Origin of the sequence: Leucobacter japonicus, from assembly GCF_001273855.1 — a bacterium.
GTDB classification, from domain to species: domain Bacteria; phylum Actinomycetota; class Actinomycetes; order Actinomycetales; family Microbacteriaceae; genus Leucobacter; species Leucobacter japonicus.
This window is the reverse complement of record NZ_JHBX01000076.1, coordinates 1-26799: the sequence shown is the minus strand read 5'-3', so window position 1 is coordinate 26799 and position 26799 is coordinate 1. Positions and strand designations below refer to the sequence as shown.

General features: G+C 68.5%; 25 protein-coding genes. 10 read left to right on the top strand and 15 right to left on the bottom strand.

Annotation, left to right across the window (positions count from 1 at the left end; translation table 11 throughout):
• Positions 1 to 3: 3 nt before the first annotated feature.
• Together AMS67_RS00390 and AMS67_RS00385 are read right to left on the bottom strand one after the other, a co-directional pair.
• On the bottom strand, positions 4 to 603 hold the full coding sequence (locus AMS67_RS00390; RefSeq protein WP_053385601.1) for a GNAT family N-acetyltransferase: 600 nt from the start codon (positions 601 to 603) through the stop codon (positions 4 to 6).
• A 48-nt stretch (positions 604 to 651) separates the two neighbouring features.
• Positions 652 to 1125 carry a MarR family winged helix-turn-helix transcriptional regulator gene (locus tag AMS67_RS00385; protein WP_075201151.1) on the bottom strand — a complete coding sequence of 158 codons (474 nt, stop codon included), beginning with the start codon at positions 1123 to 1125 and terminating at the stop codon, positions 652 to 654.
• Positions 1126 to 1201: 76 nt separating this feature from the next.
• Between AMS67_RS00385 and AMS67_RS00380 the strand changes: the two genes are divergently transcribed.
• Positions 1202 to 1570, top strand: coding sequence for a VOC family protein (locus AMS67_RS00380; protein ID WP_053385599.1), 369 nt, complete (start codon positions 1202 to 1204; stop codon positions 1568 to 1570).
• A gap of 29 nt (positions 1571 to 1599) precedes the next feature.
• Here the strand turns inward: AMS67_RS00380 and AMS67_RS00375 are convergent, their stop codons facing one another.
• Complete coding sequence (locus tag AMS67_RS00375) at positions 1600 to 2148, bottom strand: RNA polymerase sigma factor (protein WP_053385598.1); 549 nt, start codon at positions 2146 to 2148, stop codon at positions 1600 to 1602.
• On the bottom strand, positions 2145 to 2999 hold the full coding sequence (locus AMS67_RS00370; RefSeq protein ID WP_156316470.1) for a hypothetical protein: 855 nt from the start codon (positions 2997 to 2999) through the stop codon (positions 2145 to 2147). The genes AMS67_RS00375 and AMS67_RS00370 overlap by 4 nt, the downstream gene beginning before the upstream one ends.
• A 263-nt stretch (positions 3000 to 3262) precedes the next feature.
• Here AMS67_RS00370 and AMS67_RS00365 point away from each other — a divergent pair, with 263 nt between their 5' ends.
• Positions 3263 to 4081 carry a DUF1684 domain-containing protein gene (locus AMS67_RS00365; protein ID WP_053385596.1) on the top strand — a complete coding sequence of 273 codons (819 nt, stop codon included), beginning with the start codon at positions 3263 to 3265 and terminating at the stop codon, positions 4079 to 4081.
• Between the two features lie 230 nt (positions 4082 to 4311).
• On the opposite strand, the gene AMS67_RS00360 is transcribed toward AMS67_RS00365, so the two are convergent.
• From AMS67_RS00360 to AMS67_RS00325, 8 genes are all read right to left on the bottom strand, one after another.
• Positions 4312 to 6570: an FAD/NAD(P)-binding protein gene (locus tag AMS67_RS00360; protein ID WP_053385595.1), complete on the bottom strand. Its 2259-nt coding sequence runs from the start codon at positions 6568 to 6570 to the stop codon at positions 4312 to 4314.
• On the bottom strand, positions 6567 to 7589 hold the full coding sequence (locus AMS67_RS00355) for an ABC transporter substrate-binding protein (protein WP_241487947.1): 1023 nt from the start codon (positions 7587 to 7589) through the stop codon (positions 6567 to 6569). Before AMS67_RS00355 ends, AMS67_RS00360 begins: the two co-directional genes overlap by 4 nt.
• A gap of 130 nt (positions 7590 to 7719) precedes the next feature.
• Positions 7720 to 8730 carry an ABC transporter substrate-binding protein gene (locus tag AMS67_RS00350; RefSeq protein WP_053385593.1) on the bottom strand — a complete coding sequence of 337 codons (1011 nt, stop codon included), beginning with the start codon at positions 8728 to 8730 and terminating at the stop codon, positions 7720 to 7722.
• A gap of 61 nt (positions 8731 to 8791) precedes the next feature.
• Positions 8792 to 9679: an amino acid ABC transporter ATP-binding protein gene (locus AMS67_RS00345; RefSeq protein WP_075201150.1), complete on the bottom strand. Its 888-nt coding sequence runs from the start codon at positions 9677 to 9679 to the stop codon at positions 8792 to 8794.
• Positions 9680 to 9689: 10 nt separating this feature from the next.
• Positions 9690 to 10733, bottom strand: coding sequence for an amino acid ABC transporter permease (locus AMS67_RS00340; RefSeq protein WP_075201149.1), 1044 nt, complete (start codon positions 10731 to 10733; stop codon positions 9690 to 9692).
• A complete protein-coding gene (locus tag AMS67_RS00335; RefSeq protein WP_082305184.1) occupies positions 10730 to 11353 on the bottom strand; it encodes a GNAT family N-acetyltransferase in 624 nt (207 codons plus the stop codon). The genes AMS67_RS00340 and AMS67_RS00335 overlap by 4 nt, the downstream gene beginning before the upstream one ends.
• Positions 11350 to 12762, bottom strand: coding sequence for an NtaA/DmoA family FMN-dependent monooxygenase (locus AMS67_RS00330; protein WP_053385592.1), 1413 nt, complete (start codon positions 12760 to 12762; stop codon positions 11350 to 11352). Before AMS67_RS00330 ends, AMS67_RS00335 begins: the two co-directional genes overlap by 4 nt.
• Entirely contained in the window at positions 12759 to 14063 is a 1305-nt protein-coding gene (locus tag AMS67_RS00325; RefSeq protein ID WP_053385591.1) for an LLM class flavin-dependent oxidoreductase, read from the bottom strand. Before AMS67_RS00325 ends, AMS67_RS00330 begins: the two co-directional genes overlap by 4 nt.
• 273 nt (positions 14064 to 14336) lie before the next feature.
• Between AMS67_RS00325 and AMS67_RS00320 the strand changes: the two genes are divergently transcribed.
• Both AMS67_RS00320 and AMS67_RS00315 read left to right on the top strand, forming a co-directional pair.
• On the top strand, positions 14337 to 14858 hold the full coding sequence (locus tag AMS67_RS00320) for an NADPH-dependent FMN reductase (protein ID WP_053385729.1): 522 nt from the start codon (positions 14337 to 14339) through the stop codon (positions 14856 to 14858).
• Positions 14855 to 15421 carry a flavin reductase family protein gene (locus tag AMS67_RS00315; protein ID WP_082305183.1) on the top strand — a complete coding sequence of 189 codons (567 nt, stop codon included), beginning with the start codon at positions 14855 to 14857 and terminating at the stop codon, positions 15419 to 15421. The genes AMS67_RS00320 and AMS67_RS00315 overlap by 4 nt, the downstream gene beginning before the upstream one ends.
• A 138-nt stretch (positions 15422 to 15559) precedes the next feature.
• Here AMS67_RS00315 and AMS67_RS00310 read toward each other — a convergent pair whose 3' ends face one another.
• Both AMS67_RS00310 and AMS67_RS00305 read right to left on the bottom strand, forming a co-directional pair.
• Positions 15560 to 16612, bottom strand: coding sequence for an alpha/beta hydrolase (locus AMS67_RS00310; protein WP_241487946.1), 1053 nt, complete (start codon positions 16610 to 16612; stop codon positions 15560 to 15562).
• On the bottom strand, positions 16609 to 17241 hold the full coding sequence (locus tag AMS67_RS00305; protein ID WP_053385590.1) for a TetR/AcrR family transcriptional regulator: 633 nt from the start codon (positions 17239 to 17241) through the stop codon (positions 16609 to 16611). The genes AMS67_RS00310 and AMS67_RS00305 overlap by 4 nt, the downstream gene beginning before the upstream one ends.
• A 163-nt stretch (positions 17242 to 17404) precedes the next feature.
• On the opposite strand from AMS67_RS00305, the gene AMS67_RS00300 reads away from it, so the two are divergent.
• The 3 genes from AMS67_RS00300 (at position 17405) to AMS67_RS00290 (ending at position 21872) form a co-directional block, all read left to right on the top strand.
• The gene (locus AMS67_RS00300) at positions 17405 to 18634 is read left to right on the top strand and encodes an MFS transporter (protein WP_241487945.1); all 1230 of its coding nucleotides are present in this window, start codon (positions 17405 to 17407) and stop codon (positions 18632 to 18634) included.
• Between the two features lie 63 nt (positions 18635 to 18697).
• Positions 18698 to 20338 carry an amidohydrolase gene (locus tag AMS67_RS00295; RefSeq protein WP_053385589.1) on the top strand — a complete coding sequence of 547 codons (1641 nt, stop codon included), beginning with the start codon at positions 18698 to 18700 and terminating at the stop codon, positions 20336 to 20338.
• A 271-nt stretch (positions 20339 to 20609) separates the two neighbouring features.
• Positions 20610 to 21872 (top strand): MFS transporter, encoded by a 1263-nt coding sequence (locus AMS67_RS00290; RefSeq protein WP_053385588.1) that lies wholly within the window; start codon positions 20610 to 20612, stop codon positions 21870 to 21872.
• Positions 21873 to 21975: 103 nt separating this feature from the next.
• Here AMS67_RS00290 and AMS67_RS00285 read toward each other — a convergent pair whose 3' ends face one another.
• Positions 21976 to 23424 carry an NAD(P)/FAD-dependent oxidoreductase gene (locus AMS67_RS00285; protein ID WP_082305182.1) on the bottom strand — a complete coding sequence of 483 codons (1449 nt, stop codon included), beginning with the start codon at positions 23422 to 23424 and terminating at the stop codon, positions 21976 to 21978.
• A 197-nt stretch (positions 23425 to 23621) separates the two neighbouring features.
• Between AMS67_RS00285 and AMS67_RS00280 the strand changes: the two genes are divergently transcribed.
• The 3 genes from AMS67_RS00280 to AMS67_RS00270 all read left to right on the top strand — a co-directional run bounded on the left by AMS67_RS00280 (position 23622) and on the right by AMS67_RS00270 (position 26606).
• Positions 23622 to 25082 (top strand): aldehyde dehydrogenase family protein, encoded by a 1461-nt coding sequence (locus tag AMS67_RS00280; protein ID WP_053385587.1) that lies wholly within the window; start codon positions 23622 to 23624, stop codon positions 25080 to 25082.
• Between the two features lie 92 nt (positions 25083 to 25174).
• Complete coding sequence (locus AMS67_RS00275) at positions 25175 to 25663, top strand: Lrp/AsnC family transcriptional regulator (protein WP_053385586.1); 489 nt, start codon at positions 25175 to 25177, stop codon at positions 25661 to 25663.
• A 76-nt stretch (positions 25664 to 25739) separates the two neighbouring features.
• Positions 25740 to 26606: an alpha/beta hydrolase gene (locus tag AMS67_RS00270; protein WP_053385585.1), complete on the top strand. Its 867-nt coding sequence runs from the start codon at positions 25740 to 25742 to the stop codon at positions 26604 to 26606.
• Positions 26607 to 26799 lie beyond the last annotated feature (193 nt).

Sequence of the window (26799 nt, the reverse complement as noted above, 5' to 3'; positions counted from 1 at the left end):
GACTCAGCGCGCGCGGTGGCGCGCGATGCGGTACTCGAGCCCGAGCTTCACACCGGCCCACTCGGGCTGCGTGATCGAGAACACGACAGTGTCGCGCACGTACCCCGCCGGGGGCCGCAGGTGCGCGCGAAGAATGCCGTCTTGCTTCGCGCCGAGCCGCGCGATCGCTGCGCGCGACTGATGGTTGTTGTGATCGGTGCGGAACTCGACCGCTGAGCAGCCCCAGACCTCGAACGCGTGCTGCAACAGCATCAGCTTGGACTCGGGGTTCGTGCCCGTCGCCTGCGCACTCAAGGCGTTCCACGTGGAACCGATCTCGACGCGCGGGGTGACCGCGTCGATGTTCATGAACGTCGTCATGCCGATGATGGCACCGGTGTCGTTGCGCCGAGCGGTGAACGGCAGCATCGACCCGGCCTCTTGCAGGCCGAGGCGTCGCCGAATCTCCGCTTCCATCTCGTCAGGCGCCGGAATCGACGTGTACCAGACCTTCCACATCTCACCGTCAGCGGAGGCAGCGGCGAGCCCCTCCAGGTGATCGAGTGCAAGCGGTTCAAGGGTGACGAGGGCACCGCGCAGCGTGCCGGGGTGATCGAGAGCCATGTCGGTATTCTGCACCGAACCGCCGACATTGGGCGGTTCGCGCGCCGATCAGTCGGTGCCCGACACCGTGCCAGATGCGATCTCGGAGCCGGAATCGAGCAGGGCATCGCGGCAAAGGCGCAGGATCGCCAACGCCTGCATCACGTCATCACTCGAGAGCCCGCCCGTCATCACCCGCGTGACCTCGCCGACGACCCGATGCGCTCGGATCAGCAGCTGCCCCGACGCCTCCGTCGGCATCGCTGCGCGCTCGCGCCGCGGTCCGGGCTCGGTCGAACGCTCGACAAGCCCGTGTTGCTCAAGTCCCTGCAGCAGCACGTTCATCGACTGCCGCGAGACGAACGCCCGACGCGCCAGCTCCGAACTCGTGAGCCCGGGTTGCTCGTGCAACGCGTTCAGGCAGGCGTACTGCGGCACGCTCAGGCCGAGAGGTCGCAAAGCTTCGGTCATGCGGAGGTGGAGCACGGCCTGAGCTTCTTTCACCAGCAGGCCGAGTTGATCGGCAGGCGCCATTCCATCCATGTCAACAGTTTGACACAGATTGCAAATCAGTGTCAGGATATTGACACACATACAACTTCATTCCGAAGGAGCCCTCATGACCCAGGCACCCGCGCTCGACTTCCTCTCGCTCCAGGTGCGCGACCGCGCCGCATCCGCCGACTTCTACGAACGCCTCGTCGGCCTCACCGCACTGCCCGCTCCGAACCCCGTCGTCTCGCTCTTCACGACCGGTGGCCTCACGTTCGCGGTGCGCGACCTCTTGCCCGGCACCGACCTCGAGTCGGGGCAGCCCGGAGTCGGCATCGCACTGTGGTTCCATTCCGACGACACCCTCGGCCTGCACGATCGACTGGCAACCGCCGGCGTCGAGATCGCCGAGGCCCCCACCGACGGCAAGTTCGGGACGCAGTTCACCTTCGTCGATCCTGATGGATACCGTATGACCGTGCACTCGGCCGCGTAACCCCCGCTGCGGGCGAGTACACGGCGCGATCACGATGGCGAGCGGACCCCACCAACCTCTTCGGCAGCCCCGAGCTCGCTCCGCAGCCTGAGCCGAATACGCGAGTAGCGCTTGCGGGCCGCCTCGGGCCGAAGCCCGAGAATCGCACCGGCTTCGGCGATCCCGAATCCCTCCCACGCGACCATGAGCAGCAGCTCCTGATCCGCGAAGCTCAGCCGACCGAGCGCATCTGCGAGTCCCCGATCTTCGGGGATGTGGATCGACTGATCCTGCACGCGCAATTGGAGCTTCATCTGATCGGCGAGATGCAGATCCCGAAGCCTGCCCTTGCGCACCCGCGCGAGCACGTGGCGGGCCGTGCCATACGCGTACTGACGAAGTGCGGAAAGCTCGAGGGGCAATCGACGCGGCCGCGCAAGCAGTTCGACGACGGTCATCGACGCGGCGTCTGCGGCGTCCTCGAGGTTGCCGAGTCTGCGAGAGAAGTACCCGACGAGCTCGGGGAACATGCCCGCGAGCGCCCGCTTGGCGTCGTCGAGGCGCGCGGCGGAGTCGGCCGCTCGCGATGCGCGGGTCATGCGGCACCGCCTTCACCGGGCACAGCGACCGTGCCTGCGTACAGATCACCGACGAGGTCTCCGCGCTCCTGGCCGTCCCAGAGCTCCGACCACTCCATCGTCTCTGCGTAGGCCTGCGCCGCATCGAAGTCGCCGGCGCCGATCACCCGCATCCACACGCGCATCTGCTCGGCATACGCGCCACCGGAGCTCGCCACCTCGGCCGGCCAATCCACAGACGCGGTGAGGGCGTCTCCCGCCCCCAGCATGCGCGCTCGATCGTGCGCACCATACGCGTCGAACCACTCCGTCAGCCACAGCTTTCGGGCATGGTTCTCGAGCATGATGTCGATCACCACGCTTTCGGCGCGAATGCCCCCGCCGCCGCCCAGATCGTTCGAGGCAAGGTACTCGCTCTGCGAGAAGCCGGCCAAGAAGCCGTCCATTGCTTCGCCCCAGGTCATCCCGGGCGGCAACGGCAACTCGGTGGGGGCCACTGACCGCATGTACGATTCGAGGTCGGGCGAGGCCATGTCGATCCACTCGGCGCCGGGCGCGCCCTCCGTTCCCGGATCAAACACTTCAGCGCGCTCGTTCGACTGCGCCGCAGTGGGCGCCGAGCCGTCTGCTTCCACGTTGAACACGCCGGTCTGTGCGCGGAACATGTGCGTCGCAATCGCCGTCGCCGGGATTGCAAGGCCGCAGCCCGCGAGTGCAACGCCGGCGCCCAGCGCCAGCCAGCGTCGGCGTCTTCCACGAGCACGCGTTCCTGCTTGGTTCATCAGCGCGAGCACGAGCCCTCGATCGATCTCCGGGGTCGGGCGCGCTTGCGCAGAAAGCCGCGCGTCGAACTCCGTCTCGGATATGTGCATCTCGTCCTCCTGCATCTGTCGTCACCTCTTCCTGTGCTGCGAGGCCCAAAACGTGACACACTGCCGAAGAAATTTTATTGAGGGCACTCTCTCAAACACTCTCCGCGGGTCGGGTGCGTGCAGTGGGCGGGCGCTCGACGTCTCCGCAGTCAGTGCAATCTGCGGTCACACTCGACCGAATGTCGGCGGCCTGTGATGGGCTGGTGACCACGCATCGACTGCATGGTTCGCAGTGCACGCGCCGACCGCTTCGAGGGAGCCTCATGACCGAACCCATCCGCAGCACCTCGTTCGCCGACGCGCACGCCGCCTGGCACGCGCAGGTCGAGGCAGCACGCGTCGCACCGTACGGCCCGCTGAGCGTCACTGCACTGCACTGGCTCACCGCGACGCCGACTGTGTTGCCTGGTTTGCCCGGAACCTGGAGCGCCGACGTCGACGGAGTCGCCACCGCGGTGCTCACCGAATCCGACGGTGTGAGCCGTGACGGCGAATCGCTCTCTGGCGAAGTGCGCATCGGGCCGCTCACCGGCATCGAGTCGACCACGGTCGTGTGGGGCGAGATTCAGATCGAGGTCGCCGCGCGCAGCGGGGCGCTCGTGGTGCGGCCGCGCGATCCGGCCGCGCAGGATCGCATCGACTACGCCGGCACGAACACCTTCCCAGCAGATGAACGTTGGGCCGTCACCGCCCGCTTCGCCCCCGCCGAGCCGCACATCGTCGAGGTCGGCAGTGCCGCGGGCGAGGGGCGAACCCAGCACTATGATTCCGCGGGGTCGGCCGAGTTCGAGATCGACGGGCGACCCGTCGCACTGACGCTCTTCGGATCACCCGAGGCCGGCAATCTGCGCGCGTTGTTCGCCGATGCGACCGGGGGCGATCTGACGTACCCCGCGGTGCGCTTCGTCGGCGCGCAGGTGATCGACGCCGACACCGTGCGCATCGACTTCAATCGCGCGACGAACCCGCCGTGCGCCTACTCCGACGCGGCGACCTGCCCGTTCCCGCCGACCGAGAACCGTCTCGACGTGCGCATCGAAGCCGGCGAACTGCGACCCGGGGTCGCTCTCAGCGGCGCGTAGATCAGCGCGACCGCGCGGGCGCCCTGCGACTCGGCAATCCGGCCGCCCGGTCACCCGGCTCCGCCAGGCAGCCCGGTTCCGCCGGGCAGCCCGGCAACAGGTTCCACCTGCGTGTTCCGTCGCACCGGAGAAATTCGCTCATGCGGAACACCCTGTGCGGTTTCACCGGCGTGAACGAATTTCTCCTGCAGGAGCGTCAGCACACCGGGAGCACCCGGTCCCCAGCAGACTCAAGCCACCGCGATGTCGTGCAGCTCGGCTTCGATGTCGCGACTCGCGGTGGCAGCGGCAGGAGCACCGGCAAGGGTGTCGACGATCGCCCGCGCCACACGGTCGTGCATGCGGAACGGCAGCGAATCGAGGCCCGGTCGCGTGAACGCGCCGCCGCTCGGTGCGGCGACGAACGGACCGAGCGCGAATTCGGTGTCGCTCCCCGGGATACGCCCGCCCGGCGCGACGCCGATCTGCCCCGTCGACGAGGTCCCCTCGGCGTCGGTCACCGAAAGCTCCGCCGCACGTCCGGTCGCGACGAGTTGGCGCAACAGCGCGTTGTCGCTCCGCGAGGCCCGCGCCTCGGGCAGCCACGCATCGATCAGCGTGCGCGTCGTGACGGTGGCGCTCGCGGTCACCGGAGTGGCAGCGGCCGCATCAGCCTCAGCGCGAGCACCCGCATCACCACGGACGCCAGCCCCGGCCCCGGCATCTCCATCGCCGGCGAGCACGACGCTGCCGCGCGCGGTGAATACGCCCCGTGTGTCATCTGCGTCGAGCTCAACATCGCCGCCAAGAAAGCGCACCACACCGGCTTCGGCGAGGGCGACGAGCTCCTCAAGTCGATGCCCGGGCGGGCCGCTCGCAAGGTAGCTGAAGTAGGTGTGCCAGCGGCGCGGCAGCAGGCTGGTGCGGCTGCGCGCGTTCCAGCGCTCGGGCGCCACCTCGGCGAGCGAAATATACGCGAAGAGGCACGTCATGAACAGCGCCTGGGTCGCGCTGTGATCTTGGCTCGTGCGGTGCCGCAGATCGGTGGCGATGTGCTCGATCACGCGGCGCTGCACCGCTGCGGCGCCGGCGTCAGCATCTGCCTCGAGACCCGCACCGGTGTCAGCACCAGCACTAGCACTAGCACTAGCACTAGCACTAGCACTAGCACCAGTGTCAGCACCAGCACCATCCCCAACCTCAGGCGCGAACGCGAGCGGTCGGTCGAACGCTTCGAGGTCGAATCGATGGTCTGCGTCGGGCACGTGCTCGGCGATGAGGGCGGTGAGCCGCGGCGAATCCCAGCCGCGTTCTTCCGCGAGCGCTGCCCGAAGCGCGGGAGCGAACGCATCCCAGGTGCCGACGACGAGCTCGGGGTGCCCGGTAAAGAGTTCGCGGTAGTAGCCGGTGACGAGTTCGGCAGCGATCAACGGCCACGCGTCGCGCTCGAAGTCGAGCGGTTCGGTGCGCTCGGCGAGCTGCGCATGGAACTCGGCTCCGAGGTACTGCAGCGCAACGGGATCACCGACCATGCGACTCGTGATCTTCGAACGGTAGGGCACACCGCGGCGCGATCCGAAGTGCAGCACGGGTTCGCGCCCACTGGGGGTGTAGGCGAGTGAGCCATCGGCCCGCGTGGCGAATTCGCCGCCTCGCCCACCCGTGAGCATCACGGCGAGATCGATGGCGGCGAGTCCGAGACCGCGCACGATCACCTCGGTGCCGGGCTCGATGAAGTCGAGGTCGAGTTCAGCGGTGAACGCCGGCGCGACGTAGTCGAGGCCATGACGTGCGGCGAAGGCTTCAAGACGCAGTGCGTCGGCCGAGGGGTCGGTGCCGTTGTGCCCGAGGGTGTAGACGACGAGGTCGGCGTCGATCGTCTGCCCCGAAGCAAGGTGCACACGATGCGCGGCGGGGCGATGCGCGGTGGGGCCATGCGCGGCAGAGCCATGCCCGGCAGAGCCATCCTGCGCAGGATCATCAGCAGCATCAGCACCAGTACCGGCACCGATCGCCACCGCCGTGTCCTGATGCCAGGTCACCGAAAATGCCGGGTCGGCTCGCCGCAGCGTCTCGTCGTACGCCCAGCTCAGGTAGGCGTTGTTGAGGCGTCGCGTCGGAAAATCGCGGTCGCCGATCTCGGCGATCTCGTGCTCGAGGGCCGCGTCGATCCACTCGGGTCGGGCGATGTCGCCCGCGCGCACGGCCCGCACCCACTCGGCGAGCGACGGGCCGGGGGCGATGGGGCCGTCAATGGTGCACGAGGCGTCGGTGAAGAAGGCGACGTCTTCGAGCATCGAGTTGAGTTTGAGCAGCGGCGACTGCTCACGGCGCCAGATGCGCCCGCCGCCGGGTCGGTGCGGGTCAATGAGGTGCACCGACACCGGTGCGCCCGGAGTGTCACGGGCGTGGTTCGCGATCACGCGTTCGAGCAGCATGATCGCGCCGGGGCCGGCCCCCACCCATGCGATGGTGACCGGCGCCGCGGGTGCGTGCGAGAACTGCGTCACGGCTTCGGAAGGCCCGGCGGGTTGATGAGCGATTCGGCGACCGCCTCTTCTTGCTGGCCCCAGCGTTTGAGCACCTCGTCGTAGGTGCCGTCGGCAATGAGTGCCGCGAAGACGAGCTGCACGGGTTCGATGAGCCCGCTGCCCTTCGCGGTGACCGCCCCGACCTGGCCGTTGACCGGGTAGGCGCTGTTGAACTTGCCGACGATGCGGGTGTCGCCGAGCGTCGCCTGCTGGAACGCAGCGAGTGCGTACGGCTCGATGTTCGCGTCGGCGCGACCCGACGAGAGCGCAAGCTGCCCGGCGGCGATGTCGTCGTAGTAGACGGGCTCGCCCGGGTCGATGCCCGCTTTCTCGTTCTGGTCGAACCAATCGAGCAGGTACGCCTCCTGGTTGGTGCCGCTGCCCACGATCACCTTCAGCCCGGAGACATCGGCGGGCTTGTCGATCGACGTGATGTCGGAGTCATCAGCGACCGTGAACGCCATGACGGCGTCGCGGTAGGTGGCGAAGTCGAAGAGCTCCTTGCGCTCTTCGGTCACGCCGATGTTGGTGAGGGCGAGGTCGTACTTGCCCGACTCGATACCGAGCGGCCAGTCGGCCCAGGCCACGTTCTCGGGCGTGTACTCGAGGCCGAGACCCTCGGCGATGAGCGAGGCGAAGTCTGCGTCGCTGCCCAGAATGGTCTGCGCGTCGTCTTCGGCGAAGAACGTGGTCGGCGGGGTGCCGGCGCCGTTGATGGCGACGGTGAGCTTGCCGGGCTGCACGGGTTCGAACCCGCTCGCCTTGAGCGCGGCGACGGCCTCGGGCACCGCGTCGATGTGCGGCCGGGTGTCGAGGTTCGCGGTCGTGAGGTCGAACGGCGCCTCGGTTTTCACCGCGGTCTCGCCTGTTGACTTCGCGGCGGCATCGTCTTCGGTGACCACTGCGGAGCAGGCGGTGAGCGCGAGGGTCGCGGCGGCGAGCAGGCCGACGAGCGTCGCGCCCCGGCGGGCGATTCGGGCGGTGGTGAGGGTGGTCACGGTGTTCTCCAGAGTCTGTGGTGCGGTGATGCGGGATCACCTGGCCGTGCGTCGCTGCGCGTGCACGGTCGTGCGAGTGGTGCGGGGCGGGGTGCTGGGGCGCGCGAATCGGCGCCCCAGCACGTGACCGCTACGGACGGGGCAGGCCGGGCGGGTTGACGCGCGATTCCTCGACGGCTTCGTCGGCGAGGTTCCAGCGATCGAGCGCCTTGGCGTAGGTGCCGTCTTCGATGATGGAGTTGAGCACGATCTGCACGGGCTCGATGAGGCCGTTGCCCTTCGCCGTGGTGACACCGATTTCGGCGTTCTCGGGGAAGCCGCCGTTGAGCGTGCCGACGACCTTGGACTCGCCGCTCACGGCTGCGACGTACGATGCGGTCGGGTTCGGCCCGAAGATCGCGTCGACGCGGCCCGAGACGAGCGCGAGCTGCGCTGCGGCGTTGTCGTCGTAGTAGATCGGTTCGCCCGCGGGCAGGCCGGCCTTCTCGTTCTCGGCGAACCAGTCGAGCAGAATCTTCTCCTGGTTCGTGCCGCTGCCGACGACGACCTTGAGACCGGAGACGTCTTTGGCTTCCTTGATCGACGTAATGTCACTGTCGGCCTTCACGGAGAACGCGAGCACATCCTGGCGGTGCGTCGCGAAGTCGAAGATGTCTTTACGCTCTTCGGTCACCGTGACGTTCGAGACGACGGCGTCGTACTTGCCCGACTCGACGCCGAGCGGCCAGTCGGCCCAGGCGACATTCTCGGGGGCGTATTCGAGGCCGAGACCGTCGGCGACGAGGTTCGCGATGTCGGGCTCGATGCCGAGCAGGGTCGTGTTGTCGTCCTCGGCGAGGAAGCCGAGCGGGGCCTCGTACGCCGAGTGGGCGACGGTGAGCTTGCCGTCTTGGATCGGCGTGAATCCGCTCTTCTTGAGCGCCTCGACGGCCTCGGGCACGGGGTCGATGTGCAGTCGCTCGTCGGCGTTCTTGCTCGTCAGGTCGAAGGGCGATTCGCCCTTCGTGATCTCGCCCGAGTCGGCTTTCGCGGCGTCTTCATCGCTGACGACGGCGCTGCAAGCGGTGAGGCCGGCGAGTGCGAGTGCGGAGAGCGCGACGAGCGCGGAGCCGGTGCGAACGCGGCGTGAAATGGTGGGCATGCGTGATGTCCTTTGGGTCATGAAAGGGAATATGGGGGTGTTGCGGGGTGGTACGGAGGGGTCAGATGACCCAGTCGAGGAACTCCTGGGTGCGGGCCTGTTCGGGGGCGCGCAGCACCTGCTCGGGAGTGCCCTCTTCGATCACGCGGCCGCCGTCGAGAAAGACGACGTGGTCAGACACTTCTGAGGCGAAGCCGATTTCGTGCGTGACGATGATCAGGGTGGTGCCGCCGTGCGCGAGGTCGCGGATCACCCGCAGTACCTCGCCCACGAGCTCGGGGTCGAGCGCGCTCGTCGGCTCGTCGAACAGCAGCACGTCGGGCTGCAGTGCGAGCGCGCGGGCGATCGCGACGCGCTGCTGCTGGCCGCCCGAGAGCTGGCGGGGGTAGTGGTCGGCCCGGTCGGCGAGGCCGACCCGCTCGAGCAACACCTTCGCCTGGGCGATGGCCTCGGCGCGCTTGGCGCGCTTCAGTCCGATCGGCGCCTCGATGATGTTTTCGATCGCGGTGAGGTGCGGAAACAGGTTGAAGTTCTGGAACACCATGCCGACGCGGGTGCGGCGCTCAAGCACCTGCTTCTCGTGCAGCTCGTGCAGCTTGCCGCCGCGCTGCTCGTAGCCGATGTACTCGCCGTCGATGGTTATCGACCCGGCATCGATGGTCTCGAGGTGGTTGATCGCGCGCAGCAGGGTCGACTTGCCCGAGCCCGACGGACCGAGCAGCGAGACGACCTGACCGGGCTCGACGCGCAGGGTGATGTCGTGGAGCACCTCGTGGGCGCCGTACGACTTGTGCACGCCGGTGATCTCGACGAGCCCCTTGCCCGACCGAGCGGCGGGGGTCGCGGCGGCTTCGGGAGTCGCGGCGCTGCCGGGTTCGACGACGGGCGCTTCGGCGTCTGAGGTCGGTGCCTCGACGGCCGCCGTGGCTGATGCGGTGGTGATGGTCATGACGGCCTCCTTACTGGGCGCTCGCGGAGGTGGCCGCGCCGGAGTGGTTGGACAGGGCGGTACCGGGGGCCGCGGCGACGGGCGCCGACGGCGCGACGGCGGTGCCGCGCCCGGTGAACTGTGCGATTCGGCGACGCAGCTTCTGAATCGGCGTCGGTGGCAGCTCGCGGGCGGTGCCGCGGGCGAATCGTCGCTCGATGTAGAACTGGGCGATGCTGAGCACGGTCGTGAAGATCGTGTACCAGACGGCCGCGACGAGCAGCAGGGGCACGACCTGCTGGTTGCGGTTGTAGATCACCTGCACCGTGTAGAAGAGCTCGGGCAGCGCGACGATGAAGACGACCGAGGTGCCCTTGAGCAGCCCGATGACCTCGTTGAAGGCGTTCGGCAGAATCGCGCGCGCCGCCTGGGGCAGCACGATGCGGAAGAAACGGCGGCCGCGGGGAATGCCGAGTGCGCGGGCGGCTTCGAGCTGGCCCTGATCGACCGAGAGCAGGCCGCCACGGATGATCTCGGCGGAGTAGGCGGCCTGGTGCAGCGACAGGCCCAGGATGGCCGCTACGGAACCGGAGAGCAAGCGCACCGTGTCGAACTCGACCACGAAGAAGTCGTACGTGAACGGCCAGCCGATCCCGAGCGTCGGAAAGAGGTAGCCGAGGTTGTACCAGATGACCAGCTGCACCACGAGGGGCACGGAACGGAAGAACCAGATGAAGCCCCAGGCGAATGAGCTGAGGATCGCGGATCCAGACAACCGCGCCACCGCGAGCAGCCCGCCGAGAATGAACCCGATGACCGCCGAGACTGCGGTGAGCCAGAGCGTCAGCCACAGGCCGCGCAGCACCGCATCGTTGAAGAAGTACTCGGCGAAGATGTGCCAGCGCCACTGCGGATTCGAGAAGAACGTCCAGACGAGCTGGGCGAGCAGGAAGACGCCGATGGCGCTGAATGCCCAGCGCCACCAGTGGCGCAGCGGCACGACGTCGAGCTTCTGCTTCGGCTTCGCGGTGCGGTTCACCACCTCGGCCTGGGGTGCGTCGAGTGTTGCGGTCACGATCGTGCCTCCTTCGCGGTATCTGCGGGGGATGTTGCGGGTTCCGCACCATCGCGGGAGGCGATGGGCGGCAGAGCTTTTTCGAACGCGTGCACGCCGATCTCTTCGGCGGTGAGCGCCGGGTCGAAGAGCGGGGTGTACCCCGTGCGGAGGTACAGCGTCACGGCTTCCGGCTGACGCGGGCCGGTCGTCAGGTACACCCGGTCGTAGCCGAGGCGAGCCGCCTCCTGCTCGAGCGCGGTGAGCACGCGACGCGCGAGCCCGCGGCCGCGCAGGTCCGCGCGCGTCCAGATGCGCTTGAATTCGGCGGTGCGCTCGTCGTACCGCATGAAGGCGCCGCCCGAGACGGGCGCTCCGCCCTGCAACAGCAGGAGGAAGGTGCCGTTCGGCGCCGTGAAATCGGCGACCGGGTAGCGGTTCATCTCGGCCGAGGCGGGCTCGCCGAACACCTCGACGCCGTACCGCGCGTCGTACTCGCGCTCGAGGTCGTCGAGCAGCGGCCGCGCGAGCGCGTCATCCGGGTGCACGATGCGGATCTCGAACGCATCCTGATCCGACACCGTGAGCTCGGGCTCCGTGACGGCTGGGCCGGTCTCGGGCAGCACAGCGGTCGCGCTCATGCGGCGGCCTCGGCGGTCTCGCGCTCGGTCGTCGCGCGCAACGACGATGCGTCGGCCGGCCCGGGAGGGGTCGGCAGGCCGAGCGTGCGGCGCAGCGTCACGGGGGCACCGGACGCCGCATCGGTCTCGTACTGCTCGCGGAAGACGCCGCGCTCCTGCAGCAGCGGCACCACCTGGTCGACGAAGCCGTCGAGCCCGCCGGGGGTCAGGTGCGGCACGAGCACGAACCCGTCTGAGGCGCGGCCCTGCACGTAGCGGTCGATCTCAGACGCGATGGTCTCGGCCGAGCCGACGAACGTGTGCGAGGCGGTCTCGGCGGCGACCAGCTGGCGCACGGTGAGGCCGTCGCGCTGGGCGCGATCCCGCAACTCGGCCGCGCGGGCCGCACGATCGATCTTCGTCGCGGCCTGCCCCTGACGCTGCTCCGTCTCTTGCGGTTCGACGGTCGGCAGCGGCCCATCGGGGTCGAGGCCCGGCAGCTCCTGCCCCCAGATCGCCTCGATCCAGGCGACGGCGGTCTGCGGGGTGGTCTGCGCGAAGCCGATCTCGCGCGACGCTTCGCGCGCTTCGGCATCGGTGTCGCCGAGCGCGAACGTGGCGGCGGGCAGGATCAGCAGCGACTCTTCCGTGCGCCCCACTGCGGGCAGGCGGCCCTTGACGTCGCGGTAGAACGCCTGGCCGTCGGCGAACCCGGTGTGCCGCGAGAAGATGACCTCGGCGTTCGCGGAGGCGAAGTCGCGGCCGGCGGGCGAGTCACCCGCCTGCACGATGACCGGGTACCCCTGCGGGCTGCGCGGAACGGTGCTGGTGGCGGTCACATCGAACTGCGGGCCGGCGTGGGTGACGCGCTGCACGAGTGCCGGATCGACGAAGCGTCCCAGCTGCTGGTCTGCGGTCACGGCGCCCGTCTGCCACGAATCCCAGAGGTGCTTCGCCAGCGTGACAAACTCTTCTGCACGGGTGTAGCGCTCGTCGTAGGGCAGGAACCCGCCGCGGCGGAAGTTGCCGCCGTGGAACGCGTCGGGCGAGGTCACGACGTTCCAGCCCACGCGACCGCCCGACAGGTGATCGATGGTCGCGAGCTGGCGCGCGAGCTCATAGGGCTCGTTGAACGTGGCCGAAAGCGTGCCGACGACCCCGATGTGCTCGGTCACCGACGCGATGGCGGCGAGGATCGCCAGCGTCGCCGGGCGACCCGCGACGTCGAGGTCGTGGATCTGCCCGCCGTGCTCGCGCAGGCGCAGGCCCTCGGCGAAGAAGACGTAGTCGAAGAACCCTCGCTCGGCCGTGCGGGCGAAGTGCTCGAACGACGCGAAGTCGATCTGGCTGCCCGACTCGGGGTCGCTCCAGACCGTCGTGCTGTTGACACCCGGGAAGTGCGCGACCAGTCGCACCTGACGCTTGCTCATGCTGCGGCCTCCTCGGCGTGCTCGGATGCGGTGCGGGCCGCGGTATGACGGTTGACGGCGCTGCCGAGGCCGAAGCGGTCGCGCAGCGAACCGACGTCGGCAACCCCTGCGAGACCGCGCTCGCGCAGCAGCGGCAGCAGCTCGGCGGCGATGAGGTCGAGATCGAGCGGGAGGGCGGCCGGGCGCAGACGCACCCCGTCGATACCGGCCGCGTGCCACTCGGCGATGCGGTCGGCGATGTGCGCAGCGCTGCCGGCCTCGATGCGTGCATCGCTCGCGAAGGCCGTACCGGCAGCGTCGTCGAGGCGCGCGATGCGATCGACGGCGAGCTCGTCGGCCGTGTCGAGCGCGACGACCAGGTCGGCGATGACGCGCAGCGGTGCCAGACCCGCCGCAGCACGGTCGGCCTCGGCCTCGGCGGCGCGCACCTCGGCGACGATCTCGGCCGTGCGCTTGCCGCGCGACGCACCAGCGTTCGGGGCGTCGTTCTCGGGCGTGATGAAGACCACGTCGGCGACGCGTGCAGCGAGGCCGTAGATCGGCGCGGCGTGCGCGAGCAGCGTCACGACGATCTGACCCTGCGGCGATCGAGGCACGATCGACGGCCCGACGACGGAGAAGCGCTCGCTCTCGAAGTTGATGTGGTGCACGCGATCGCGATCCAAGAAGCGGCCCGACTCGAGGTCGCGAATGATCGCGTCGTCTTCCCAGCTGTCCCAGAGTCGGCGTGCGACCTCTGCCGCGTCGTGCGCATCGTCGAGCAGCTCAGTCAGGCCCGCGTCGGCATCGCCCGCCAGCACGCGCTCGACATCGATCTGCGGTGCGGAGCGGCGCCCGAACGCGTCGGCCGAAACCGACTCGGCCGAGAACCGGAGCTGCCAGCCCGCGCGGCCGGCAGAGACGTGATCGAGTGTTTGCAGCGCGGTCGCGACGTGGAACGGTTCGGTGTGCGTGGTCGTGACCGTCGGAATCAGACCGATGGTGCGCGTGCGCGGCGCGATCCAGCTGGCGGTAAGCAGAGCGTCCAGGCGCCCCTCGACGATGGTCGGATCGATGCCCGCATCGGCCGCGCCGCCGAGCACCGGAGCGCTCTGCAGACGCAGCGCGTCTTCGAACGTGACGTAATCGGCACCCGCGGCTTCGGCGGTGTCGACGAGCTGCTGCCAGTAGTCGGCGGTGAAGAGCGCATCGGGCCGAGCACTGGGCTCGCGCCAGGCCGCCGGGTGCCACCCGGCGCCGTCGAGGGCAATGCCGACCGTCGGAACGGCGGCACCCGCTGCGGGTATCGTTATGGAAGACATGCGTGGAGCTTATGCGAACCGATCACGATCGTGAAACAAAGATGACGAACCATGACCGTTACGCCCGGTTGCAGTCGAATCTTCACCGCAGCGAATGGCAGCCATACACTGGAGCACAGTTCCGCGGGATGAGATCCCGAGGCGACTCCGCGACATCACACCGTGGATCATGACCCAACCGCCCGCATGCAGCCGATGAAGCCATGCGACGCCGAGCGCGCTCATGAGCACGACCGCGGCGCCGCACCCAGCTGCTTTCCCGAAGGGAGCGTCTTGTCCACCATCTCCGTCATCGTCGGCAACCCGAAGCCGCAGTCGCGCACGCGGCAGATCGCCGAAGACCTCGCGCAGCGCGTCGCAGCGACCACCGGCGCCGAGGTGCTGCCGACCGTCGACCTCATCGACCACGCCGCCGAGCTCTTCGCCTGGCCAGCGCCCTCGGTCGACTCGCTGAACGAGCAGCTGCGATCCTCCACCTACGCGATCATCGCGACCCCGACCTACAAGGCCAGCTACACCGGCCTGCTCAAGGCGTTCCTCGACCGCTATCCGGCGCGCGGTCTCGACGGCGTCACCGCGATTCCTGTCTTCACCACCGCGTCAGACGAGCACGCCCTCGCCGTCGAATTCACCCTGCGCCCCCTGCTCGTCGAGCTCGGAGCCAGCGTGCCCACCCGAGGCCTCGCCTTCGCCACCCCGCGCTTCGACCGCCGCGACGAGATTCTCGACGAGTGGATCGCATCTGAAGGGCGCCTGCTGCTGCCCGCACTCGACCGAACGGAGGCCTCCGCATGAGCACCGACACCACCACCATCGAGCTCCCCGACACCGCCACCGCGGTCGAGCCGGCCATCGAGGCCGCGGCCCCCGTCGCCGCGTTCGACCAGCGCGAGTACCGCGACGCCATGGGCGGCTTCGCCTCGGGCATCACCATCATCACCACCCGCGGCCCCGACGGCCCCGTCGGTTTCACGTGCCAATCCTTCTACAGCGTGTCGATCGACCCGCCGCTGATCTCATTCTCGGTCGCCCGCACCTCGAAGAGCCTCGCCGCTGTGCGCGAGGACGGGCAGGTCGTCGTCAACTTCTTGAGCGCCGAGCAGCAGCACCTCAGCGGGCAGTTCGCCCGATCCGGCACCGACAAGTGGGCCGGTGTCGACTGGTACCCCTCCGAGAGCAACGGCGCACCGACCCTCGCGGGCGGCACCGGCTGGGTCGCGGGCGAGATCGAGCGCGAGATCGAGGCGGGCGACCACCTCATCTTCTTGGTTGCCGTCTCGGGCATCTCGACCGACCCCGATCGCGCGCCGCTGCTGTTCTACCGCGGCAAGTACCACGAGCTCGAGTACCAGATCTGAGGCGCTCGAGCGCGGGCCTCACCCCTTGCCCTGGCACACCGATTCGACGAACTGATATCAGTTTCGACGAGAAACTGTCTGCCTTTCGTCGAATCGGTGCGCGAGGACGAATCGGGGCCGGGGAAGGACCGCCGAGCGTCAGCGCGCGGCGACGATCTCCCGCAGCTCCGCGACGAATCGCTCGATGGTCTCGCGCGCGGCGGCGTCGGTCTCAGGCGACTCCTGCGGCCGGCTGAGGTAGCCGTGATCGGTACCGGGCTGCAGCGACTCGGCGACCGGCACCCCGGCCTCACGCAGCTGCGCCGCGAACTGCTCGCCCGACGCGCGCAGGTCGTCGAGGTCGGCGTTCACGATGACGGTGGCGGGCAGCGCTGCGAGGCGCGCGGCGGGCAGCTCGCCGACCACGTTCGCGTTCGCTGAGCCGTCCGCGGGTTCTGCCGCACCGCCAAGATAGTAGTCGTACATCTCGGCGATCCGCTCGGCCGAGAACCGGCGCCGCTCGATGACGCCGGCCGTGGCCGCCGCGATCGTCGCGTCGTGCTGCTGCACGCGATGCAGGGTCGGGTACTCGAGCAGCACGGCGTCGGCCCGGCGCACCACGCCGAGTGGGTCGGCGTCCGCGCGATCCGCCTGCTGCAGCGCAGCCTGCACCGCGAGCTGCCCGCCGGCGCTCGCCCCGCCGACCGCGATGGGTCCGTCGGTGCGCGCCGCGACCCAGGCCAGCACCGCGGCCACGTCGTTCGCCGGTGCCGGAGCTTTCACCGAGTCGGAGGCGACTCCGTAGCCCACGGCGTACACGCGCACCCCGGCTTCGGCGAAGCGACGCGATACCCAGTCGGATTCCGGGCCGTCAAGGGTGCCGTGCACGAATGATCCGCCGTGGGCCCACACGAGGGTCGCCCATGCGGCACCTTCCGGCTCGTACGCGCGCACGGGAACGGCGGGCAGCCCCAACCGGTTCGGCGAATCGAGAATCGCGCCGCGAGCCGGGCCGGCAACGGTCAGATCAGTGATGCTCACGGGCTGGGCCTCCTGGGTGGCGAGCGGGTCGGCCTCTGCGGAAACCGCGGGCCCGGGAGCGATCACCGCGACGGGCACGGCTGCGGCGAGCGCGACCAACGCCATCCCCGCGAGGAGCGGGGACACGAGCCGGCCGCGCGGTGCGGGGCGGCGACCGGAGGGGCGCGTCACTCGGACAGTGTAAGCGAGCTCCGCTGGGATGCGACACGGGCCGTGATGCCCGAGAGTAACAATTCGAGACCGAGGTCAAACAGTCGGCGGTTTCGTGCGGCACCGGTGGGGTGATCCGCCATCAATGCGCCCAGCACCTCGCCCGCGCTCGCCGGGTCGAGAATGGTGTCGGGCGAGAGCGTATCGAGGGCCGCACCGAAGGTGAAGGCGTCGATGACCTCGATCGTGGAGAGGATCTCGCCCGACGGCAGGCCCGCCTCGGTGAGGGCTTCGGCGAGCGCATTGTAGAAGCGCATCACATCGGGTTCATCGATCACCGACGTCACCATGTACTGCAGCACGCGCGGGTGGTCGGCGTACATGCGCCAGGTGCGCTCGACCTCGAGGCGGATGCGCTGCTCCCAGGTCGCCCCCTCGGGCACATCGAGCAGGTACCGGGGCACCAGCACCTCGCGCATTGCGCGGATGACGCCGTCGCGCCCGTTGACGTGGTGGTAGAGCGACGAGACACTGACGCCGAGCTTCTTCGCGAGCGGCACGACCTGCAGCTCTTTGCCCGACTCCGCCAGCTCGATGGCAGCGCGACCGATGATCTCGCGGCTGAGGCGCGCGGTTTTCGGTCGGGCCACGGGGTGTCTCCTGGGTTCGCGGTTCGGGGGTTTCGGGTGTCGCTGTGGGGGCAGGATCGCCGCCGTCTTGACAGATCCTCCCACAGCGAGGAGCATGGTCGCAGCAAAACCGAAACTGATTCGGTTAATGAGCCCGGCGACGCAGCCGAAGAATCGAGTTCCCTTGTCATCACAGACGATGCCGCCCCGACAGGCCGACACCGATCCCCGCCACCCGCTGACCCTCCGCAACGGGAGCGCCACCTTCCTCATCGCGCTCGCGAGCCTGATGATGGCGAATCTCGCCCCGTTCATCATCACGGCCCTCATGACGCTCGGCTTCGACGCCGTCGCCGCCGGCAACATCCTCACCTGGGCGCTGCTCGCCTCGGCCGTCGTCGGGCTCGGCACCGGTCGCATCGCCTCCGGGCGCCTGCGCCGCCCGCTCGCCGTGGCCGGCCTCGTCGTCGCGGTACTCGCATTTGGCCTCGCCACCTTCGTCACGACCCCCGCCGTCGCCATCGCCGGGCTCATCGTCGGCGGCGCGGGCGTCGGGGCAGCGATCTCGACGTCGGGCGCCGCCATCGCGGCCCTCCGCAACCCGAACCGCGTCTCGGCGACAAGCGGGCTCGTCAACCGCGCCCTCATCACCGTGATTCTCGCCATCATTCCGCTGATCGGGATCACCCAGGGCAGCGTGTTCGGCACCCTCGCGGGTATCTCGCTCGTTGGGCTCGCCCTGACCTCTTGGCTGCCGAACGCGCCCGAGCACGCCGCACCCGTCGATGTCACCTCATCGCTGCAGATCGCCGAGCCGCGCCGCATCACCATCGCGGGCATCGCGATCCTCTTCCTCTTCCCGCTCTGGGGCACAAGCGAGGATGCGATCTGGACCATGGCGCCCGTCATGGGCGACGCCCTCGGCATCGGCGAGCAGTCGCTCGGATTCACCCTCAGCCTCGCCGCCGGCGGCGGCATCGTCGGCATGGTGATCGCCGCAATCATCGGCGACCGCTTCGGCCGCGCCTGGCCACTCGCGATCGCCCTCGTGATCGGCGGCGCCCTGAAGGTCTGGACCGGGCTCACTGCCGACCCGACTACCTACGCCGTGCTCATCATCGCCGTCAGCTCGATCTACGCATTCGCGTTCGCGCTCTTCATCGCCACCGCCGCTGGCCTCGACGCGCGCGGGCGGTGGTCTGGGCCGCTGCTCGGCGCCTACCTCGTCGGCTCCAGCTTCGCGCCGCTCATCGGCGGTCTGTTCATCGCCTGGTTCGGCATCGGCGGATTCACGCTCATCACCGGTATCGTCAGCTTCGCGGTGATCGTTCCCGTCGTGCTCGTCGCGCGCGTCTCGACGGGTGCCGAACGAGCGCTGGCACGATCCGCCGCCCGCGAGGCAGCGAACGCCTGAACCGCGCGCACCACCGCACCACCACAGCACCACCCCGCAGCACCCCGATCGAAAGCGAGCCCCATGTCGGCCACCACCGTCTACACCAACGCCGTCGTCTTCACCGGCCCCGCCGACGCCGACACCCAAGAGGCCTTCGCCGTGCAAGGCGACCGGGTGCTCGCGGTCGGCAGTCTCGCCGAGGTGCGCGAGGCCGCCGGTGCGGGTGCGGCTGAGATCGACCTCGCCGGATCCTTCGTCACCCCCGGCATCACTGAGGGGCACGCTCACATGCTCATGCTCGGCGAAGCGCTCGGCAAGGTGCAACTGCGCGACGCCGACTCGGTCGCCGAGGTGCAGCGCCGCCTCGCCGCCGCACGCGCAGCCCAGCCCGACGCCTCCATCATCACCGGCGTCAGCTGGCGCTTCGACATCTTCGCCGACGGCGAGCGCCCCACCGCGGCCGCCCTCGACGCGGTGATCGCCGACGTGCCCGTCGTGCTCGACGCGAACGACCTGCACTCGGTGTGGGTGAACACCGCCGCTCTCGCCGCCATGGGCATCACGCGCGAGACCCCCGACCCCATCGGCGGCGAGATCGTGCGCGATGCCTCGGGCGAGGCGACCGGGTTCCTGCTCGAGACCGCCGCCGTGAAGTACGCGTGGGCCTACCTCGAGTCGGTTTCGACCGATGCCGACCGCGACCGCTTCCTCGCGAACGCGTTCGCCGCGTACCTCGAGACCGGCGTCACCGGCGCGACCGAGATGTCGTTCGGGCACGCCGACCTGGCCACCTACCGCCGCATCCTCGACCGCGACGGGCGCCTGCCGTTCCCCGTGAACGCGCACTGGCTGCTCACCGCATCGGGCGACCTCGAGACCGACCTCGCCGAGATCGCGGAGGTCGCGCGCATTCGCGACGAGATCGCCGCCACCTACGGCGACACGTGGCTGCGCATCGCGGGCGTCAAGTTCATCCTCGACGGCGTCATCGACGCCTGCACCGCCGCCATGCGCGCGCCCTACGCCAACGGCGAGCTGCCCGGGCCGATCTGGGAGCGCGAGTTCGCGCTGCCCGTCGCGGTCGCCGCCGACGCCGCCGGGCTGCAGTTCGCGCTGCACGCCATCGGAGACGAGGCGAGCACCATCGCACTCGACATGATCGCTGAGACCGTGCGCGTCAACGGCGAGAACCCGAACCGCCGCCCCCGCGTCGAGCACCTCGAATACGTCGCCGACGAAACGATCGCGCGCATGGCCGACCTCGGCGTGACCGCATCGATGCAGCCGGTGCACTGCGACCCCGCGGTGCTCGACAACTGGCAGGCCGTGCTCGGCGACGAGCGCGCCGTCACCGGCTTCCCGTGGCACAAGTTCCGTGAGGCCGGCGTGCACCTCGCCCTCGGCACCGACGCCCCGACCGCGCCGCACGAGGCGGCCGACAACCTGTTCATCGCGCTCACCGCGAAGTCGGTGCTCGAACGCGACCGCGCCCCCTACCAACCGGAGCGCGTGTTCACACCCCCGCAGGCTCTCGAGGCCTTCACCGTGGGCACCGCTTACGCCACCGGCCGCGACCACGAGCTCGGCCGCATCGCCGCCGGCTACCGCGCGAACTTCGTCGTCTGGGCTGTGAACCCGCTCGTCGAAGCGCCCGAACTGCTGCTTGGCGCTGCCGCGGTGCTGACCGTCGTCGACGGGCAGGCGGCCGTCGCGGAAGGGTAATCGCGACGCGCGTCACCGACGACCGACAATTCCACTGAGCGCCGAGCCCCTCCCGGGGTTCGGCGCTCACTGCGTCCATGGGATCACCGCACCGATTCGAATCGACACCCCTGCACGCAGCGAGCACAATTATGGGGCTATTTCTCGCAGATTCGCAACTATTGGAGTATCTTTCTGCTCATACAACAAATCAATATGCGATTTCGTTGTTGAGTGAAGCCTCTCCGGCTGCACTTTCTCACCTCTCAACGCCGAGAAGAAAGTTCATTCCATGAATGCGAACACCTCGTCTACCAAGTGGGTGATGCTCGGGCTCTCGTATCTCGTGCTCATCGCCTGCTTCATCCCATACATCGGCTGGAGCGTCGCGCTCCTCGACATTTCTGAAGAGTTCTCCCTGAGTGCGACCCAGGCGGGGCTCCTCGGGTCGATCACCGCACTCGTCGGCGGCCTCATCCTGCCGTTCGCCGGCGTCATCGGGGATCGCTGGGGCATCAAGCGCATCATTCTTGTGGGCATCGTCGCATCGCTCATCGGGCAGCTGCTCTTCTCGTGGGCGCCCGACTACACGCTCCTCATGCTGGGGCGCGCAGTGAGCGGCATCGGCGTCGGGTTGCTCTTCGTCGGCCCGTACACGATGGCCGTGAACTGGTTCGAGCGCGAACGCAAGAGCGGTATCGCTCTCGGCGTGATGTTCACCTCAGACGGCATCGGCAGCGCATTCGCGCTCTACGCCTTCGCGATCGTGCTGGTCGCACTCGGCTGGCGCACCGGTTCTGCCGTCGGCGGCGCATTCCTCGTCGCCATCTTCATCATCGCCGCGCTCTTCTTGAAAGATGCACCGAAGCCGGAACCCGCGGCGGTAGCAGACACCACAGAACCGGATTCCGGGCGTTCGCTGGCGAGCTGGTTGTTCAGCCGCAACGTGCTCGTTGCCGCGGCGTTCTTCATCGGAGAATGGGGCATCTTCGCCGTCGTTGCCGTGTGGATGCCCACGATCCTGATCGAGGGCGCCGGGTGGGACGCGACACTCGCCGGCCTCTTCTCGTCGCTGTACGTCGTGATCGGCATGATCACGTCGATCGGCTTCGGACTCGTTTCGGATCGCCTCGGGCGACGAAAAGGACTGATCGTGATCGCCGGCATCGCCATGACCGTGTTCATGGGCGTGCTCACGCTCGGCCTGTCGAGCGGCAACTACGTGCTGGTCGCGCTCTGCCTGCCGCTGGTCGGCCTCGGCGTGTACACCGGCATGCCCTTGGCGCTCGCGTTGGCCGCCGAGTCCGTGCCGACTCGCATGGCCGGGGCAGTGAACGGCTTCGTGCTCGGCATCGGGTTCATCGTCGGCGGGTTCGTCTACCCGTACTTCATCGGCGTCGTGAAAGACGCGACCGGTGATTACACCGTCGGGTTCATCGCCATGGTGGTCGCGACGCTCGTATTGAACTTCGTGATCGCACTATTTGCAAAGGACGTGCGCCGCGCACCCGCAGGTGCTGTCACGGTGGGAGAACCCGCGGTGACGCGAGGATAACGCGTCTCGCCGCCACACGCAGTGGGCGGGCCGCCGGAAGCATTTTCCGACGGCCCGCCCACTGCGCGTATGGGGCCACCCGCCCCCGCGCGCACCTCCCCACTCAGGAGTCGAACCCCAGCTTGAGCTTCTCGAGCAACCACAGCCATGCGCCGCTTTTGCCTCCGCGACGGTCGGAGCGGGCCATCATCGCGGAGGTGAACCGGATCGCGGGCCAGGCGAAGGGCTCGGGCGGGAACGGCATGGGGCGTTTGCGCACCAGACTCGTGCGCGTGCGTTCGGTCGATTCCCCGTGCAGCAGGTCGAGCATGACGTCGGCGGCAAATCGTGTCGCGGCCACGCCGAGACCGGTGAAGCCCGCCGCGGCAACGACCTGGCCGTGGTGCGCGCGGGTGAAGAACGCGAAGAACCGACTGCACGTGTCGATCATGCCGCCCCACGCGTGGGAGTACTGCACTCCCATGAGCTGCGGAAACAGGGTTTCCAGGTGCACGGTGAGCCGCTCGAACGTCGACTCGCTCACGTCGTACTCGGGTCGCACGCGCCGCCCGAAGTGGTAGAGCGCATCGTATCCGCCGAGCAGCAGGCGCTCGCGCCCATCGGCATCGGTCAGCAGGCGCATGTAGTGGAAGCGATTGTTCATGTCAGTAACGCCCTGCTCCAGATCCCACCCGAGGCTTGCCCGCTGTTCTGCGGTCAACGGATCGGTCACGACGGCGTAGTCGTAGACGGGCACGGTGTGCAGCCGCGTACTGCGCAGCAACGACGGGAAGCCGTTCGTCGCGAGCGCGACGTGGCGCGCTCGAATCGACGCGCGCGGCGTCGTGACCTCGACCCCTGCGTCGCGGCCCAGGCTGCGCAGCCCCGTCGCCGGAGTATCTTCGTAGAAGCGCACCCCCAACGATCGGCACGCCTCCGCAAGCCCGCGCACGAGGCGCGCCGGGTTCAGCACCACCCCCTCTTCCGTCGCCCACCCGCCGACTTCGGCCGCCGCGGTGCGCACCTGCGCTTGCAACTCGGGCCCGCGCAGCACGCGCACCGAGGAGTCGGAAGCGGCGAGCGCTTCAAGCGCGGGCACCTGATGCGGCTCGGTCGCCAACTTGATGACTCCGTGAGGCCGCACATCGCACTCGATCCCGTAGCGCTCAAGGGTGGCGAGGAGATCCGCGAGATTCTTCTCCCCGAGCTCGGCGAGGATCGCCTCCTCCCCCGGCACATGAATCGCGGCGTTCGCCCTCCCATGCGTCAGGCTGGGCTCGCAAAAGCCGCCGTTTCTGCCGGAAGCGGCCCAGCCCAAGCGTTTGGCTTCGATCAGCACGACCTCCCGATCGGGATAGCGCTCTTTCGAGCGCAGCGCAGCCCAGAGGCCGTTGTACCCTCCGCCGACCACGAGCAGATCTGTCGTCGTATCGCCCGCGAGTGGCGGATGCGCCTCAGTCTCACCGAGGTCGTCGAGCCAGAACGACGTGCGCCGAGCGTGGGCGAGCAGACGCTTCGCTCGCGAAAAATCCGCGCGCGCCTCTGCCGTTTCGAAGGTGGTCGGTCGTTGCATCTTGCGCGGTCTCCCTTGACACATCAGGCGCCGCCACTCAAGCATTGCGGCGCCAAGTTTTAGTTGATTCAACGAATATACTCGCGCCGAGATTGCGGAATCAACGACTAAATCACGTTTCTCTTGTTTGATCAGCAAAGCGGGGATATGCTGACATCACCCAGCAGATGGCGTCAACGACGACAGGAGATCCCCACATGTCCCATGAGATTCCCCAGCCCAACGCCCAACTCTTCATCGACGGCGCATACACCGACGGCTCCGGCAGCGAACGATTCGAAATCGTCAGCCCCGCCACGGGCGAAACCATCGCGGCGCTTCCGGTTCCGACCGAGAGCGACCTGGATCGCGCCGTTGCCGCGGCGAACCGCGCACAGCGCGACTGGCGCAAGCTCGGAGTCTTCAAGCGCGCCGAGATCTGCCACCGCATCGGCGACACGCTTGCGCAGCACATCGAAGAGCTCGCGCTGCTGCAGACCCTTGAGCAGGGCAAGCCGCTCACCGAGTCGCGCGCCGACGTCACCGAGGCCGCACAACTCTTCCACCTCCACGCCGAAGATGCGCTGCGTCTCTACGGGGAAACCCTCCCCTCCTCAGACCCGCAGAAGCGCATGCACACGTGGCGTCAAGCGGTCGGCACCTGGGCGATCATCACCCCGTGGAACTTCCCGCTGCTCATGTTCACCGAGTTCGCGGCCCCGGGCCTCGCAACCGGCAACGCCCTCGTCGTGAAGCCACCGACGCACACCTCGCTCACCGTACTGAAGGCGATGGAGTACCTCGTCGAGGCGGGCCTCCCCGACGGCCTCGTCAACATCCTCCCGGGCGAGGGAAACTTCGGGTCGAAGCTCGTCGCCCACCCCGGCATTCACGCGATCGGGTTCATCGGCTCATCGGCGACCGGTGCGAAGATCCAGGCGACCGCCGGCCTCAAGCGTTCCGTGATGGAGTGCTCGGGCAACGGCCCGGTCATCGTGCTCGACGATGCCAACATCGAGCGCGCGGCGAAGGCCGCGGTCGACTCGGCGTTCTACTGCGCAGGCCAGGTGTGCTGCGCCACTGAGCGCGTCATCGTGCACCAGGGCGCGCACGACGCTTTCGTCGAGGCCGCGCTCGCGTATGCGCGCACGAACGTCAAGATCGGCGACCCGTTCGACGAGCACACCAACCTGGGTGCGCTCAACAATGAGCTCGTCGCGCAGAAGATGGATCGCCACCTCGATGAGGCGCGCGCACTCGGCTTCGACGTGCTGCTCGGCGGCGGTCGCGCCTCGGGGTTCGCCACCGACCTCTACTACGACTTCACCATCGTCGATGGCGTCGCCGAGGAGTCGCTGCTCTCGCGCGAGGAGTCATTCGGGCCGGTGCTGCCGATCCTCACCGCGAAAGATGACGATGATGCCCTCCGCATCGCGAACGCGGACTCGCTCGGCCTGCAGTCGGCCGTGTTCACGCGAGACATCTCGCGCGGCTACCGCTTCCTGGAAGAGCTGGAGACCGGGCAGGTGCTGCTGAACGAATCGAACGGCTGGTGGGACATCAACATGCCGTTCGGCGGCGCCGGCGGCAAGGGCACGGGCTGGGGCCGCATCGGCGGCATGTACACCCTGCACGACATGACCGATCTGCGCACCTCGGTCATCCACATCGGCGACTAACCGCCGATGTGGCGTTCGGGGTCGGGACAACGCCTGGCCCCGAACGCCACGTCCCTAGAATAGGTACACCGCTGTACCGCCGAGGAGGATTCATGACGGATCGCGAACCGCCCGCCGCACACCTCGATCTCGACGAGTTGGATCGCAAGCTCATCGCCGCACTGCAGATCGACGGCCGCACCCCGTTCAGCATCCTGGCGCAAGACCTCGGCGTCTCCGCGTCGTCGGTGCGATACCGCGTGCAGCGGCTGCAAGACAGCGGGCTCTTCCAGATCGTCGGCATCGCGAATCCGCTCAACATCGGGTTCGACCGGCTCGCGCTGATCGGCATCAAGTGCGAGCCCGGCACTGCGCCGGCCGTGTGCGAAGCACTCGCCGACCTCTCCGAAACCAGCTACGTCGTGCTCACGAGCGGCGGTTTCGACGTGATGGTCGAGGTCGTCTGCCGCGATATCGACCACTACACCGACCTCATGTTCAATACGTTGCAGAAGGTCCCCGGTGTGGCGAGCACCGAATCGTTCTTCGTCTTGAAGGCGCACAAACTCGCCTACGGCTGGGGCGTCGGCGACATCGGGTGATCCCGCACCGATGGGTTGCTGCCCACCCTGAGTGACCTCCCTGGTGCCCCCGCCCGCGAAGCGACAGAATGGGGCAATGAGCACCGAGGGCGAGCGCACCGAATTCGACTACGTCGACGCGCACGGAGTCGAGATCCACTGCTACGAGTGGGCGGCGGCAGACCCGGTCGGGGTGGTGCAGATCGCGCACGGGATCGGCGACTACGCCCTGCGCTACGAGCCGTTCGCGCGCCACCTCGCCGCGGCAGGCTTCACCGTCGTCGCCGACGATCACCGCGGGCACGGCGAAACCGGCCGCCGCCAGCACGGTGGTGAGCTCGCAAAGCTCGGCAAACTCGGGCCCGGCGGGCTGCTTGCCACCGAAGCCGCGCTGCGGCAGTTCGCCGACATCGCGCGCGAACGCCACCCCAGCCTGCCGCTCGTGTTGTTCGCGCATTCCTGGGGATCGCTCATGGCGCAGCGCATCATGAACGAGCACCCACGCACCTGGGATGCGGTCGTACTGTCGGGGTCGGCCTTCCGCACGTTCCGGCACATGGAGAGCGGCAACCTCAACGCGAAGTGGGCCGCAGACGCCGGAAGCGGCTTCGAATGGTTGAGCCGCGACGCTTCCGTGGGTACCGCGTTCGCCGAAGATCCGTTGACCTTCGAGGCCGACATTCTGAAGCTCTTCGGAGTCGCCGACGGACTCCGGCTCTTCGGCAAGCCCGGCGCCGGCCTCGCTCCCGAGGTGCCAATTCTGCTCGTCGCCGGTGCCGACGACCCCTTGAGCCGTGGTGACGGCATCCGGCTGCTCGCCGACGCCTACCGAGCGAAGGGCGTGCGCGACGTCACCGTGAAGATCTACCCCGGGGCACGGCACGAGATCTTGAACGAGACCAACCGTGACGAGGTCTTCGCCGACGTCACCACCTGGATTCAGGAGCGCGTCGCCAGCGACTGAGGCGAGGTCGCGGGTCGGCGGCTGATCCGGCGCGGCCACACCGCCGCGGTTTTTTTGCCGCGCCTCCGCCACTCCGCCACTCCGCCACTCCGCCACTCCGCCACTCCGCCACTCCGCTCATTTTCGCGATCGGGGTAACTTTGGGTGGGTGCAGCGGGCGCATTCGCCGTCTGCACTGGTCCGAAGTTACCCC

What these genes read in the sequence shown, in the direction of transcription:
- AMS67_RS00390 (WP_053385601.1), bottom strand. Translation starts at nt 603, where the DNA reads ATGGCTCTCGATCACCCCGGCACGCTGCGCGGTGCCCTCGTCACCCTT.
- AMS67_RS00385 (WP_075201151.1), bottom strand. Translation starts at nt 1,125, where the DNA reads ATGGATGGAATGGCGCCTGCCGATCAACTCGGCCTGCTGGTGAAAGAA.
- AMS67_RS00380 (WP_053385599.1), top strand. Translation starts at nt 1,202, where the DNA reads ATGACCCAGGCACCCGCGCTCGACTTCCTCTCGCTCCAGGTGCGCGAC.
- AMS67_RS00375 (WP_053385598.1), bottom strand. Translation starts at nt 2,148, where the DNA reads ATGACCCGCGCATCGCGAGCGGCCGACTCCGCCGCGCGCCTCGACGAC.
- AMS67_RS00370 (WP_156316470.1), bottom strand. Translation starts at nt 2,999, where the DNA reads ATGCACATATCCGAGACGGAGTTCGACGCGCGGCTTTCTGCGCAAGCG.
- AMS67_RS00365 (WP_053385596.1), top strand. Translation starts at nt 3,263, where the DNA reads ATGACCGAACCCATCCGCAGCACCTCGTTCGCCGACGCGCACGCCGCC.
- AMS67_RS00350 (WP_053385593.1), bottom strand. Translation starts at nt 8,730, where the DNA reads ATGCCCACCATTTCACGCCGCGTTCGCACCGGCTCCGCGCTCGTCGCG.
- AMS67_RS00345 (WP_075201150.1), bottom strand. Translation starts at nt 9,679, where the DNA reads ATGACCATCACCACCGCATCAGCCACGGCGGCCGTCGAGGCACCGACC.
- AMS67_RS00335 (WP_082305184.1), bottom strand. Translation starts at nt 11,353, where the DNA reads ATGAGCGCGACCGCTGTGCTGCCCGAGACCGGCCCAGCCGTCACGGAG.
- AMS67_RS00330 (WP_053385592.1), bottom strand. Translation starts at nt 12,762, where the DNA reads ATGAGCAAGCGTCAGGTGCGACTGGTCGCGCACTTCCCGGGTGTCAAC.
- AMS67_RS00325 (WP_053385591.1), bottom strand. Translation starts at nt 14,063, where the DNA reads ATGTCTTCCATAACGATACCCGCAGCGGGTGCCGCCGTTCCGACGGTC.
- AMS67_RS00315 (WP_082305183.1), top strand. Translation starts at nt 14,855, where the DNA reads ATGAGCACCGACACCACCACCATCGAGCTCCCCGACACCGCCACCGCG.
- AMS67_RS00295 (WP_053385589.1), top strand. Translation starts at nt 18,698, where the DNA reads ATGTCGGCCACCACCGTCTACACCAACGCCGTCGTCTTCACCGGCCCC.
- AMS67_RS00290 (WP_053385588.1), top strand. Translation starts at nt 20,610, where the DNA reads ATGAATGCGAACACCTCGTCTACCAAGTGGGTGATGCTCGGGCTCTCG.
- AMS67_RS00285 (WP_082305182.1), bottom strand. Translation starts at nt 23,424, where the DNA reads ATGCAACGACCGACCACCTTCGAAACGGCAGAGGCGCGCGCGGATTTT.
- AMS67_RS00280 (WP_053385587.1), top strand. Translation starts at nt 23,622, where the DNA reads ATGTCCCATGAGATTCCCCAGCCCAACGCCCAACTCTTCATCGACGGC.
- AMS67_RS00275 (WP_053385586.1), top strand. Translation starts at nt 25,175, where the DNA reads ATGACGGATCGCGAACCGCCCGCCGCACACCTCGATCTCGACGAGTTG.
- AMS67_RS00270 (WP_053385585.1), top strand. Translation starts at nt 25,740, where the DNA reads ATGAGCACCGAGGGCGAGCGCACCGAATTCGACTACGTCGACGCGCAC.